14 protein-coding genes are annotated in these 12,741 nt (G+C 62.6%); 4 read left to right on the top strand and 10 right to left on the bottom strand.

Translation table 11 applies throughout. From position 1 onward, the window contains the following. Nucleotides 1–136: 136 nt before the first annotated feature. Complete coding sequence (locus V7S54_RS10110) at nt 137–1,243, top strand: hypothetical protein (RefSeq protein WP_065375729.1); 1,107 nt, start codon at nt 137–139, stop codon at nt 1,241–1,243. Between the two features lie 88 nt (nt 1,244–1,331). Here the strand turns inward: V7S54_RS10110 and ychF are convergent, their stop codons facing one another. Both ychF and V7S54_RS10120 read right to left on the bottom strand, forming a co-directional pair. Beyond that, the gene (ychF, locus tag V7S54_RS10115) at nt 1,332–2,435 is read right to left on the bottom strand and encodes a redox-regulated ATPase YchF (RefSeq protein ID WP_065375728.1); all 1,104 of its coding nucleotides are present in this window, start codon (nt 2,433–2,435) and stop codon (nt 1,332–1,334) included. A gap of 138 nt (nt 2,436–2,573) precedes the next feature. Beyond that, nucleotides 2,574–2,924, bottom strand: a complete 351-nt coding sequence (locus V7S54_RS10120; RefSeq protein WP_210183813.1) for a hypothetical protein — start codon at nt 2,922–2,924, stop codon at nt 2,574–2,576. A gap of 64 nt (nt 2,925–2,988) precedes the next feature. On the opposite strand from V7S54_RS10120, the gene V7S54_RS10125 reads away from it, so the two are divergent. Both V7S54_RS10125 and clpS read left to right on the top strand, forming a co-directional pair. Next, nucleotides 2,989–3,189 carry a hypothetical protein gene (locus tag V7S54_RS10125; RefSeq protein WP_210183812.1) on the top strand — a complete coding sequence of 67 codons (201 nt, stop codon included), beginning with the start codon at nt 2,989–2,991 and terminating at the stop codon, nt 3,187–3,189. A 195-nt stretch (nt 3,190–3,384) separates the two neighbouring features. Continuing rightward, entirely contained in the window at nt 3,385–3,696 is a 312-nt protein-coding gene (gene clpS, locus V7S54_RS10130; RefSeq protein WP_065375727.1) for an ATP-dependent Clp protease adapter ClpS, read from the top strand. A 37-nt stretch (nt 3,697–3,733) separates the two neighbouring features. Here clpS and V7S54_RS10135 read toward each other — a convergent pair whose 3' ends face one another. Beyond that, nucleotides 3,734–4,036 (bottom strand): DUF6958 family protein, encoded by a 303-nt coding sequence (locus V7S54_RS10135; RefSeq protein WP_065375726.1) that lies wholly within the window; start codon nt 4,034–4,036, stop codon nt 3,734–3,736. After that, a complete protein-coding gene (locus V7S54_RS10140) occupies nt 4,026–4,580 on the bottom strand; it encodes a GFA family protein (protein WP_083203740.1) in 555 nt (184 codons plus the stop codon). The genes V7S54_RS10135 and V7S54_RS10140 overlap by 11 nt, the downstream gene beginning before the upstream one ends. A 117-nt stretch (nt 4,581–4,697) precedes the next feature. Here V7S54_RS10140 and V7S54_RS10145 point away from each other — a divergent pair, with 117 nt between their 5' ends. Next, nucleotides 4,698–5,327, top strand: a complete 630-nt coding sequence (locus tag V7S54_RS10145) for a TetR/AcrR family transcriptional regulator (protein WP_234793134.1) — start codon at nt 4,698–4,700, stop codon at nt 5,325–5,327. 50 nt (nt 5,328–5,377) lie between these two features. Here the strand turns inward: V7S54_RS10145 and V7S54_RS10150 are convergent, their stop codons facing one another. The 6 genes from V7S54_RS10150 to V7S54_RS10175 all read right to left on the bottom strand — a co-directional run bounded on the left by V7S54_RS10150 (nt 5,378) and on the right by V7S54_RS10175 (nt 12,647). Then, nucleotides 5,378–6,361, bottom strand: a complete 984-nt coding sequence (locus tag V7S54_RS10150; protein WP_065375725.1) for a squalene cyclase — start codon at nt 6,359–6,361, stop codon at nt 5,378–5,380. Nucleotides 6,362–6,431: 70 nt separating this feature from the next. After that, on the bottom strand, nt 6,432–7,151 hold the full coding sequence (gene pth / locus V7S54_RS10155) for an aminoacyl-tRNA hydrolase (RefSeq protein ID WP_065375724.1): 720 nt from the start codon (nt 7,149–7,151) through the stop codon (nt 6,432–6,434). A gap of 67 nt (nt 7,152–7,218) precedes the next feature. Beyond that, nucleotides 7,219–7,953: a substrate-binding periplasmic protein gene (locus V7S54_RS10160; RefSeq protein ID WP_065375723.1), complete on the bottom strand. Its 735-nt coding sequence runs from the start codon at nt 7,951–7,953 to the stop codon at nt 7,219–7,221. A gap of 95 nt (nt 7,954–8,048) precedes the next feature. After that, nucleotides 8,049–10,433, bottom strand: a complete 2,385-nt coding sequence (locus V7S54_RS10165) for a putative bifunctional diguanylate cyclase/phosphodiesterase (RefSeq protein ID WP_065375722.1) — start codon at nt 10,431–10,433, stop codon at nt 8,049–8,051. Nucleotides 10,434–10,694: 261 nt separating this feature from the next. Further along, nucleotides 10,695–11,309 (bottom strand): 50S ribosomal protein L25/general stress protein Ctc, encoded by a 615-nt coding sequence (locus V7S54_RS10170; protein ID WP_065375721.1) that lies wholly within the window; start codon nt 11,307–11,309, stop codon nt 10,695–10,697. A gap of 156 nt (nt 11,310–11,465) precedes the next feature. After that, nucleotides 11,466–12,647, bottom strand: coding sequence for a benzoate/H(+) symporter BenE family transporter (locus V7S54_RS10175; RefSeq protein ID WP_065375720.1), 1,182 nt, complete (start codon nt 12,645–12,647; stop codon nt 11,466–11,468). Between the last annotated feature and the right edge of the window lie 94 nt (nt 12,648–12,741).

The raw sequence follows: 12,741 nt of genomic DNA on the forward strand, positions 1-12,741 counted from the left end.
TTTATCGAAGCGGAATCCATTTGAGCGCATCTGTTGCGAGGCAGCGCGGGCTGAATTTCCAGGTTGCGCATGCCGGACGTTCATGCAACCACCTGTCTGGCTGCCGCATCCGCCGGCGCTTGATCGAGGAGCATTCGTGACCGAACTGAACAGAGCGCTCGCAGGCGCTGCCGAAAAAGGGATCATCTCTGCACATCAGGTGCAGGATCTGGAAGTCTATCTTGCCGATCGCGGCTTCAGCTTCGGTCCGGCGGCGCCGGATACCGCGGTGGAGAGGGCAGACGCCGCATTGGATGCACGGGCGGCCGAAGACAGCGAGCAGCCGCGGTTCATCAGGGGTTTTCACGATATCCTGATCACGATCGGCGTTGTCGTCGTACTCGTTGGCCTGTGGGGATTGGGCGGTCCGCTCGTGACCTTGCCGATCATTCTCGTGCTTGCGGAAATCCTGGTGCGCCGCCAGCGACTGGCGCTGCCTTCGGTGATGCTGACGCTCGCTCTCGTACATTGGGTCGCGATGACCTCGATGTGGTTCGTGGACGATCATGCGGATGCCTGGCGCCCCCTGACCTTCGCGGTGGCCTACTTTTCTGCCTTCCCCATACCGCTGGCGCTGTTCTATTGGCGCTATCGCGTTCCACTGGCGCTTGCCGGTCTGGTGCTGTCGATCGCGCTCATCTGCGTGGTGGCCGTGCTGCTCGCCTTCGAAAAGACCTTGGGCATCGATATCGCCAGCGGCGATCGTTTCCTGCTTCTGCCGCTCACCTTGCTTGTCGGCGCATTGGCCGTCTTCGCGGTTGCCATGCGTTACGACATCTCCGATCCGCAACGCGTCACCTCCCGTTCGGACACGGCCTTCTGGCTGCACCTCGCCGCGGCTCCAGCTCTGCTTTATTCGCTGATGGGCCTGGTCTTCCTGTCGAACAGCGGCGGAACGTGGTGGGACGGGCAGGCCGGTCTCGATCAGGCGGTTGCCGCCATTTTGATCGTCGCCGCATTCATGCTGGTCGGGCTCATCATCGACCGCCGCGCTTTCGTCACGTCCGGGCTGGTGTCGCTGGGTGGCGCGATCTGGACGATGCTCAGCCAGACCGGCGCATCGCTCGACAGCTACGTCTTCCTCGCCTTCGCGGTGGTCGGCGTTACCGTGCTCTTCATCGGCATCTTCTGGCAGCGACTGCGCCGCATGGTCATGGACCAGCTGCCGGAAACGATAACGGCGCGGTTGCATGCCGCGCCGTGATACCGAGTTCTCTGCGTGCGCTGCACCGTTGCAGCGCGCCTTGTGTCTTTGATCTTGCGCCTGCTACGCAAGATCGCCGCGCCACGTCTTACGTGTTGAAGCGGAAGTGGATGACGTCGCCGTCCTGGACGACGTATTCCTTGCCTTCGTCGCGTGCCTTGCCGGCTTCCTTGGCGCCGACTTCGCCGCCGAGCGCGATGTAATCTTCATAAGCGATCGTGTTGGCGCGGATGAAGCCGCGCTCGAAGTCGGTGTGGATGACGCCGGCGGCCTGCGGCGCCTTGGTGCCGCGCTGGATCGTCCAGGCGCGCGTTTCCTTGGGGCCGACGGTGAAGTAGGTGATGAGGTCCAGCAGCTTGTAGCCGGCGCGGATCAGGCGGTCGAGACCGGCTTCCTCGAGACCGAGTGCGCTCAGGAACTCCTTGGATTCTTCTTCCGGCAGCTGGGCCACTTCGGATTCGATCGCCGCCGAAATCACGACGCTCTCAGCTCCTTGCGCCTTTGCCATTTCGGCAACCGCGCGGGTGTGCTCGTTGCCGTCGACCGCATCGCTTTCCGCGACGTTGCAGACGTAGAGCACCGGATGGGCGGTCAAAAGGTTCAGGCCCTGCAGGATGCGCAGCTCTTCGGCATCGAGCGTGGCAAGCAGCGTGCGTACCGGCTTGCCGTCCTGCAGCAGCTTCAGCGAGGCTTCCATGATCGGCAACTGCGCCATGGAGTCCTTGTCCTTGCCGCCGGCGCGCTTGCGGGTCTGCTCGGTGCGGCGCTCGAGGCTGTCGAGGTCGGCGAGCATCAGCTCGGTCTCGATCGTCTCGGCATCGGCGACCGGGTGGATGCGGCCTTCGACGTGGGTGATGTCGTCATCCTCGAAGCAGCGCAGCACATGTACGACGGCATCCACTTCGCGGATGTTGGCGAGGAACTGGTTGCCGAGGCCTTCACCCTTCGACGCGCCACGCACGAGGCCGGCGATGTCGACGAAGGAGATGCGCGTCGGGATGATTTCCTTCGACTTGGCAATGTCGGCAAGCTTGCGCATGCGCGGGTCCGGCACAGCCACTTCGCCGGTGTTCGGCTCGATGGTGCAGAACGGGTAGTTGGCCGCCTGGGCGGCCGCCGTCTTGGTGAGTGCGTTGAAGAGCGTGGACTTGCCGACGTTCGGCAGCCCGACAATACCGCATTTGAAGCCCATGGGGTCTCGTCCGTATCCTTAAATTCCGTTGGCGTGGCTATGCGGGAAGGGCGCTTCCTGGTCAAGGGTGGACACCCCGTTCACGGTAAATAAGGGGCTTGCGCCGTTGAACGCGCGGTATTTGGGCCGCATATGCGCTCAGAAATCCGCCGGTCCCGTCGCGGCGAAAATTCTGAGGAGCCCACATTGATCGATCAGAAATTCATGTTCCCGCGCGTGCCGGTGGCCGTCGTCGATATCGGCGACACGCTTGAAGCGCTGCTGATCCGTTCCATGCTGGAGAGCCTTGGCGCCGTCGTCACGCTGCATCTGCCGGGAACACCCGGGGACTTCCTGACCTTGCTCGCCGGCGGCGATCTGGTGCATCAGTATCTGGCCATCTGCGGCCACGGTGACGAAAGTGGTTTCGTCTTCGGCGAGTACTGCGAAGGCATCGACACCTCGATGCTGGTCGACGGTAGCCTGCCGCCTTCGGTCGTCGCCGAGCATGCCAGGCTCGGCGGCAAGATCGTTCTCAGCACCTGCTGCGAAACCGGCGGAAAGGCATACGGCGATGCCTTTGTGGGGGGCGGGTGGCGCAGCCCTCTATGTCGCCCCCGATGGTTCGCCCGAAGGGGCCGATGCGCCGCTCTTCGTGCATTGCTTCTATCACGCGCTTCTCGCGCGCAAGCAGCCGCCCGAGGCGGCACTGGAGCGCGCCCGCTCCTATGACGAGGCGGCGTCGATGTTCGTCGGCCACTGGCCTGCCAACTGACCGACGGTGACTGCTTTTGCTTGATCGGTGCGGCCGCCCGTAGGATAGTGCGCATACGGCGGCGCGCGTCTCTTGAGGCGGGGTTGCTGCAACACTTAGATCTGCCTCTCGGATCTGCCCTTAAATCTATTCCGATATAAGGAACTATGCGGTAGCGGCCGTGCCGTTCTTTCCGTCATCAACGGGGTGGTTCCGATGAGTGACAACGAGGTTGCCAGAAAAGTCACAGTGAAGGTCAAGCCGAAGCTCGAACGGCCGAAGCTTTACAAAGTCATGCTGCTCAATGACGATTACACGCCGCGCGAGTTTGTCGTCGGCGTGCTCAAGGCCGTGTTCCATATGAGCGAGGAGGCCGGCTACCGCGTGATGATGACGGCGCACAAGATGGGCACTTCGGTGGTCGTCGTCTGTGTGCGCGACATTGCGGAAACCAAGGCCAAGGCGGCAACCGATCTTGCCAAGGAAGCGGGTTTTCCACTGCTCTTCACCACCGAGCCAGAGGAATAGCGACCGGCGTGGGAGTGCCCGGCAGTGCCGGCTTGCCCTATGCCTTCCTGTGCAGACGAAGCGGCTTGCTCGTTTCCCGCCCGATCGTACCTTTTGCTTCGAGATCGAGCTGAACCGCCTTCAGCCACCAGCCGGCCTTTGCACCCTCGGGGAAAAGGTCCTGCGGCAACAACGGCAATAGCCGCTCCTTCGCTTCCGCAACGGTCAGCCCCGGTGCGGCCGGTGGCAGAATCGCGAGCAGGGCTTCGCGCATTGCCTCGTACTTTACCCGGTCGACACGGTATTTGTGGCCGGGAGAGACGATGTTTTCGATCTCGATCTTCTGAGCCTCAGATGCCATTGGCCTCGCCTTTCACATAGTCGATCCTGGGCGCCTTGAATCCCATGGCCGCCCAGGCGGTCAAAAGCCGCCACATGAAGCGGCCCGAATGCGTCTTGTAGCTCGGCAGTGTATCGGCGAATTCTACGCCTGCCTTGCGATCTTTCGTCATGGTCCGCATTTCGAGTGGCGGCTGTTCGTCCGGGGCGAAACGCTGATTGTAGACGCTCAGCCAGTGGCCGCCTTTGAATTCGAGGAACATGGCGGCGTTGCAGCAACTCGCGATCACCCTTCGCGTCGGCGCCTCGGGCGTCAACCGATGCTCGCGCAAAAGCTCGCTGCCCCGGATGCAGCGGATCCTGTCCTTCCGGTAGAGCGCGAAGCGCGTCGAGCCGTCGGCTTCCAGCACAGGCGACGCTTCGGGCAGGGCCTCGAAGCGCTCGCCGGCGGTGCGGCAGCTGGTGCAATAGCAGGCGGCGCCGACGATCGGTTCACCGACGGCTTCAAAGGCAACCTGACCGCAGCGGCAGGCGGCAATTCGATTTCTTGCTTGTGGTTTCACCATGGCCCTCTCCCGATCTGTCTCACTAACTAGACTGGACCGTCCAGTTTGATTTGTCAATCCGACTGGCCTATTGTGTGGCTGGTGATTTGTGAAGTGCAGCAAGGCGGAGGGGCAGAATTGAGCAACGGCGCAAAGACGCGCATGGAGCGCACCCGCAAGGGGATCGTGGCGGCGGCAAGCGATCTCTTCCTGAAACATGGCTTTCTCGGCACGAACATGGATGAGATTGCGGCGACCGCGGAGGTGTCGAAGCAAACCGTCTATTCCCATTTCCAGAGCAAGGAGGCGTTGTTTCTGGAGGTCGTGCGCAGCATGACGGGCGGCGCCGGCGATGAGTTCCAGGAGCAGGTCGCCGACCCGGATGGCGATGAGCCGATCGAAGAATTTCTGCTCGACTATGCCACCCAGCTGCTGGCGATCGTGATGACGCCGCGGCTGATGCAGGTGCGGCGCCTGGTGATTGCCGAGGTCGAGCGCTTTCCGCAGCTTGGCGAAGCCCTGCACGAGCGCGGGCCCATGCGCTCGATCAGGCGGCTTGCCGTCGCCTTCAAGCGCTATAGCGAGAAGGGCGACATCCGGGTGAGGGATGTGCAGGTCGCTGGCGGCTTCTTCAACTGGCTCGTCATGGGTGGACCGGTAAATGATGCCATGCTGCTCGGCGACGGCGCCATTCCGGCGCCGGAGGTTCTGCAGGCCCATGCGGCCGAGGCGGTGCGGATTTTTCTGGCAGCGCATAGGGCCGCCTAGGCGTTCGGGTCTCTTTCTGGTTCGCGGCTATCCGTTTGATGCGGAAGACGTCAGTGCGCCTTGCTCATCGGTGAGGACGCATTCCACCATTTGAGCACGCGCATCGCCTTGAGTGTCACCCACCGCGACGGTACGTCGGCTCCGTCGTCGACATCGAACCACACCCGTCCGGCGGGGCTCCAGTCGAGCGGCCAGGTGCCGTTGTCAAGGCGTCGCGAAGAAAGATGTTCGATAGCCTCGCCGAGGCGCGGGTCAGGTGCGGCGCCGGTCTGGAGCGCTGACGCGCGGAAATAGTCGAGTGCGCGCAGGATGTCGTAGTGCCAGCGGTTCGGATGGCAGAGGCAAAGAAACCGATTGCTCGCCGGTTCGCCGGTGCTCAGGCGGCGGAAGAGGTTGCGCTTGAGGAGATAGTCCTCACCAGCCTCCCGCGCTGCCTTGGACTGCGGTGTGCCGCCGGTCGCCCTTTCGAACTCCAGCAGTCCTTCCAGCACATTGATGGTGCTTGCAAAGGATGAGCAGGTTGAGCCATTCGCCCGCTCGCAGTTCCAGCCGCCATCGGGCTGCCGTTCGCCAACGAGCCTTTCGACGATGGGCGCGATGTCGACGCCGAAATAGGCGCCGTCAGCCACGGTTCGGCCGTTAATGCACTCCTCGACCTCGCCTTGCCAATAGGGCTGGCCGCCTTCGTCCCAGCGGGCGTTGGCGCCGATCAGTTCAACGGTTCGCCTGGCCCGACCCGATGCTGGGTCGAGGCCGAATTCCCTGAGCTGCGACAGCGAAAAGCACGTGGCCGTCCAGGGCTGACCGCGCTCGGACCACTCGCGCGCGTCAAAACCAGCCGGAATGAAGGCGCCGCCCGCCCATTGGCCGTCGTCGTCCTGATGCGACAGCAGTCTGGCGCCCCAGCCTTCGGTCTCCACCTTGGCTCGCTCGGCCCTCCACACAGGTTCCGGGGCATCCAGCAGGTCACGCATCACTTGCCAGCGGATCGAAGGATCCGAAGCGAGAAGCCAGTCAATCACCGGGTGGCTCATGGGGCGTGCTCCAGGTCGGTCTTCAAAGCCGACCTGAGCGAAAACTAGTGCTCGCTCCGGAAACGGGAAGCTAGTCGTTCTTCGAGCCGAACATCTTCTTCAGCATGTCGGCCATCGGGCCGGTCGCCGGCAGCTTCTTCGGCTGGGCTGAATTGCGGGCCTGATGGATGTGCGATTGCGCGCCCTGCTTCTTCGGAGCATCGGGCTTGTCCACTTCCGGCTTGCTGCCGGTCGCGAGCGCAATCTTGTTCAGAAGCTGGCTATCCTCGCCGCGCACCAGCATGTCGGCATTGTCGGCGATGGCGTCGAGCAGCGGTACCAGCCAGGCCTGGTCGGCCTTGGCGAAATCGCCGAGAACGTGGGCGTGAACGAGGTCCTTGACCCCGGGGTGGCCGATGCCCAGGCGCAGGCGGCGATACTCCTTGCCGCAATGAGCGTCGATCGACTTGATGCCGTTGTGGCCGCCATGGCCCCCGCCGACCTTGAGCCGCGCCTTGGCGGCCGGCAGGTCCAGCTCGTCATAGATGACGGTGATGTCCTTCGGCTGCAGCTTGTAGAAGCGCATGGCCTCACCGACCGCTTCGCCGGAGAGGTTCATGAAGGTCTGCGGCTTCATCAGGAGCACGCGTTCGCCGGCGATCTCGCCTTCGGCGATCTCGGCCTTGAACTTCTTCGACCAGGAGGAAAAGCCGTGCCGGCGGTGAATGACGTCAACCGCCATGAAGCCGATATTGTGCCGGTTGGTGGCGTATTTCGAACCTGGATTGCCAAGTCCTACGATGATCAGCATGTCGTCACGCGTCGATGATTTCGGGGTGGGGCCATCCAAAATCATCGTGCCCGGGGGAAGTCAACGCTTATTTCTCGGCGCGCAGGCTGGCATTCGGCGTGAGACCGTAGTGCTTGAAGATCTCGTCCTGGGTGCCGTTGCCGACCAACCGGTCCAGCTCGCGCTGCATCGCGGCGATGGTTGCCCGCGATACATCGCGGTGGCAGGCGATACCGTAGAGCTTGCCTTCAAGCACCAGCGCCGCCTCAACCGGTTTGCCCTCGGCGCGCATGCTCTGGAAGGTTTTCTCTGACGTCATAAGCAGATCGACGCGTCCGGCGATCAGCTTCTTGACGCTCGAATCGAGGTTTGCGGCATAGTCGATCTTCGGAAAGCCATGCGCCCTGAGATAGGTTGCGGAAAAATCCTCGCGCTGGGTGCCCACGGTGTACTGACGTGCTGCTTCCAGCGAAGCCGGTGCTATGTCCGAGCCGGCGTGGCGAACCATGACCATATGATCGACCAGCAGGGGTTCGACCCATAGAAACTTCTTGTCGCGTTCGGCGTCGTGGCCGGTGGTGAAAACGCAATAGGCGGGATCGGTTTCGGCCAGCATGAAGGCCCGCGCCCAGGGCAGAACCTCGATCGTGTAAGGCTGTTTCAGCCGCTCCATGATCCGCTTGACCTGGTCTACCGCAGCACCGCTCGGACCGTTCTCGGTCGAAAAATTGTAAGGGGGGTACTCCTCGGTGACGAACTTGATCGCCTGCGCCTCAGCGGTCGTGAAGAGACCGAGGAAAAATATTGGGATCAGCGCCTTCACGTGCTTTCCTCCTTTTGCTGCATGCCTTGCGGTATCCGCGCAGTGCTTCCGCGTCCCGAACCTCCATCGGAGAGCGCGACCGCTGGCAGAGAACATCATGCCCGCCTGTCTGCCACCGCCGCCGTCTTTGCCTCCGAGTCGCTTTCCAGCATCTTCAGCATGCTGTCGATCTGCATCGGCCGGCTGAAGAGATAGCCCTGGCCGCAATCGACGCCCAGCTTGCGCAGCAGCTGCCATTGCTCCTTCGTCTCGATGCCTTCGGCAACGACGGTGCAGCCCATCTGGTGCGAGATGGTGCGGATGCCCTTGATCAGCATGCGGCTCTTGCGCCTGATGTCGGCGGTGCCGGAACTCAGCGAACGGGTGAAGGACTGGTCGACCTTGACGATATCGACCGGGAAACGGTTGAGGTAGCTCAGCGACGAATAGCCGGTGCCGAAATCGTCGAGCGCGATGCGGCAGCCGAATTCGTTGAGTTGCTTCAGCACCGCGTGCACTTCCGGATTGTCGAGCATGAGCACGGCTTCGGTGATCTCGACGACGATCCGGCTTGGCGAAATATGGTGCTTCAGGAGCAGGGCGGCGAGCTTGTGCGGCAGGGTCAGCTCGAATTGCAGCGGCGAGAAATTGACGGCCAGATAGGTGTTCTGCGTGCCGTCCAGCTCGGAGATCGCAGCCAGATGGCGGATCGCCTTTTCGAGGATGCGGTCGCCGATGCGGGCGATCGTGCCGGTTTCCTCGGCAATGCCGATGATCTTGCCGGGCGGCATCAGGCCCTTTTCCGGGTGGTTGAGGCGCATTAGCGCCTCGAAGCCGGCGATCTGCCCGTCGGCAAGGCTGACGATCGGCTGCAGCCAGGCCTCGAAGTGGTCGTCCTTCAGCCCGGCCTCGATGCACTGTTCGATCTCATGGCGCTCGCGGGATGCGTCGAGCATGCTGGCGTCAAAGAGCTGCAGGCCGTTCTTGCCATCGTGCTTGCGCGCATACATGGCCATATCCGCCTTGAGCAAGAGGTCGGAGGCGTTTTCTGCATGGGCCGGGTATACCGAGATGCCGACGCTGGCGCTGACGAGGAGTTCGTTGCCGGCAATCGGCATCGGCTCGCGCAGCGCCGAAACGATGCGTTCGCCGATCTCGCTTGCGAGCGCAGCCGCATCCCGGTCGGAAATCAGGATGGCGAATTCGTCTCCGCCGAGGCGGGCCATGATGTCGCCGGGGCTCAGCGCGTTATGGATGAGGTCGACCGTGTGGCGCAGCACTTCGTCGCCGGCCGCATGGCCGAAATTGTCGTTGATCCATTTGAAGCGGTCGAGATCGATGAACAGGCAGCCAAGCTGCATGCCACATTCGTCGGCCTGTCGGATCGCGTCGTCGAGTGCCGCTTCGAACCCCTGACGGTTGAGCAGGCCGGTGAGGTGGTCGGTGATCGCCTGGGTGTGGTTGCGGCTTTCCGCCTGCTTCAGTGCCGTGACATCGGTCATGACGGAGAGCGACAGGCTGCCTTCACCGGTCGCCTTCGTCTCCTGGATCAGCACGGTCATCAGTTCGCCATCCGCCTTGCGGAAAGGAACGGTGACCTCCCGGATCTCATGGTCGCCGACCGCGATCGTCTTGGCATGGGTGCGATAGGTTTCGTGCCAGTGCTGATCGATGAAATCGACGAAGTCGCGGCCGATGACGTCGTCACGATCGTAACCGGTCGCCAGCAGCCAGTAGTCGCTGACGGCGAGCAGGCGCCCGTCGACGTCGAGCGAGAAGAGCATGGCGGGTGTCAGGTTGTAGATATCGGTGACGCGTTCGTGCGCATTCTTCAGTTCGGTCTCTTCACGCTCGAGCCGGTCCTGCATCTCGTTGAAGTTGGCGGCAAGCGCACCCATTTCGTCGTCGGAGGTCCAGTCGACCCGGTGGCGTGAGCCGAGGCGGCGCGTCGCCTCGATCGCCGCCGTCAGGCGCATCAGCGGGCGCATCACCGTGAAGCGATTGCCGACGAGCGCCGCGGCGAAGACGATAGCGACGGCGAAGAGCAGGATGGCGAGGATCGCCAATTCGTCCTTGCTGAATTGCGACAGAAGGCCGGGCGTCGGCACTCTCACCTCGATGCGCCCGATCTCCTTCATCCCATCCATGGACTGATAGGAAATGGGCAGGCTGAGGATCCGGTCCCTGGTGCCGGGCACAGCGCCGCCCAAGGGCATCTGGGCGAGGATCGAGCCGGTCTGGTCGCGGACGGTGACGGAGAGGATATCGGTGCCGTTTATCAGAGAGCGGGCGATGTGCTTGATGCCGTCGCTGTCGAAGTCCCAGATGGGTTTGCCCAGCGCCTCGGCACTTGCCGCCATCAGCAGCTCGATGTTGTGAATCCGCTCGCGTGCGATGCGGTCGCTGGAGATGCTCAGGAAGAGAACGAGCAGCGGGGCAATGAAAACGAGCATTGCGCCACAGACAATCGCAATAAATCGGTTCTCCACGGAATGCATCATCGGATGCACGCCTTAGAAGGTGCTGCCACGCATTTCATATTCGGATTCTCTTCAGTCTGAGCCCCAGTTTCCCCGACAGAAGAACATCATCAAAACCTTAAATGTTGCTGAAATCGCTTCGTGATAAATGATGAGACGCGATGCAGGCGCTGTGTGGCGACAGGCCTGTGGACCAATACAAAAAGCCCGCCCCACGCGAATGGGACGGGCTCTCGATGAAGTGCGGCGGGACTGGCTTTTCGCCAGTCACCCAAAAGCCAATCAGGCTTCTGCTTCGCCTTCGGCAGCTTCTTCTTCCTTCACGCCACCGGCCGGAGCGACGATCGTCGCAACGGTGAAGTCGCGGTCGGCGATAGCCGGGGTCGCGCCCTTCGGCAGCTTGATGTCGGAGATGTGGATCGCGTCGCCGACCTTGAGGCCGGAGAGATCGACGCTCAGGAATTCCGGAATGTCGTTGGCCGAAACGTTGAGTTCGACTTCGTGGCGAACGATGTTCAGAACGCCGCCAGCCTTCAGGCCCGGGGACTTTTCTTCGTTTTCGAAGTGAACCGGAACTTCAACGGTAACCTGGCTGTCCTTGGAGACGCGCAGGAAGTCGACATGCATGGTGAAGTCACGGACCGGATCCAGCTGGTAGTCCTTCGGCAGGACGCGGATCTTTTCGCCGTTGACGTCGATGACCGCGACGGTGGTCATGAAACCGCCGGCGTGGATCTTCATCGTCACTTCCTTGGTGGAGAGTGCGATGGAAACGGGGGCCTGCTTGTCACCGTAGATGACAGCCGGGATAAGACCGTTGCGACGAAGTTCACGGGAGGACCCCTTACCAACCCGTTCGCGCGTCTCGGCCTTGAGCTCATAAGTTGCGTGGCTCATGGATAGACCTTTCTAATGTCTAATTTTGGAGAGTTCGTCCGCAATGGCAGAAGAACCGAAGCCACAAGGGCTTCATCCGCGTTGCCTCCAAGGGTGTCTACGCGGACGGGCGCTCCATAGACGAGATCACCCGCGAATGCAAGCTTTGCCGCGGATTCAGGCCTTTTTCTGGGTCAGGCGCGCAAGCGCCAGCATCAGCCCACCGGCAATCAGACCCCAGAAGGCGCCGGAAACACCGCCGAAACTGACGCCCGACGCGGTCACCAGAAAGGTGATGGCGGCCGCCTCGCGTGTCTTCGCCTCGGTGAAGGCGGCCATCGCGGAACTGGCGAAGGCGCCGACGAGCGCGAGACCGGCCACCGCCTCGATCAGGATGGAAGGCGCAAGGCTGACGAAGGTGGTGACGGCGCCGGCAAGCAGCCCGAAGAGAATGTAGAAGGCGCCGGCGTTGATCGCCGACCAGTAGCGTCGGTTGCGATCGGGATGGGAATCGCTGCCGGCGCACATGGCGGCGGTGATCGCCGCCAGATTGACCGCATGGCCGCCGAAGGGCGCGCTCAGCATGGAAAAGAGGCCGGTGGTCGCAAACAGCGGCCCGGGGGCGGGGTGATAGTCGTTGACCTTCAACACCGCGATGCCGGGGATGTTCTGCGAGGCCATGGTGACGATGAACAGCGGCAGCGCAATGCTGACCATGGCTGCGACATTGAACTGTGGGGTCACGAATTCGACGGTCGGCACCAGCGCCGAGGAAAGGGCAGAGAAGGCGCCTGCCGGGATTTCGACGCCAAAGGCGATGACGAGCACGAAGGCAACGAGTGCGGCCGGAACGGCATAGAGCTTGTTGACGCTGCCGACGACCGCCCAGGCAATCAGGATCGGCAAGCCGAGAAGCGGATTGAAGGCGATCGCCTTCACCGGCGCGAAGCAGAGGCTGAGCAACACGCCCGCGAGCATGGCATTGGCAAGCGGGGCAGGAATGCCCGAAACTAGGCGGCCGAGCGGTTTCCAGAGGCCGGCGACGACGACGAGCAGCCCACAGACGAGGAAGGCGCCGACGGCAGCGTTGAAGCCACCTTCGACGACACCGGCGCTGGCGAGCAGTGCGGCACCCGGCGTCGACCAGGCGATGCTGACCGGCAGCCGCGTGACGGCGCTGATGACAATCGCGCACACGCCCATGGAGATCGACAACGCCATCAGCCCGGAGGCAGCCTGTGCTTCGCTGGCGCCGACGCCGGTCAGGCCGTGCAACACGACGGCGAAGGAACTGGCGAAGCCGACGAAGGCGATCAGCAGGCCCATGAAGAGGCTCTGGAGCGAGAAGTCACGAAACATGGCGGCAACCGGCTGTTGTGGGGGTGAGTCGCGGCGATATGATCCTTTCGCGTATCACATTCGGGCGCGCTGTCGATATCGGCCGCGTGATGCA

Origin of the sequence: Ensifer sp. CCNWLY38, from assembly GCF_037120565.1 — a bacterium.
Lineage (GTDB): Bacteria > Pseudomonadota > Alphaproteobacteria > Rhizobiales > Rhizobiaceae > Ensifer > Ensifer adhaerens_H.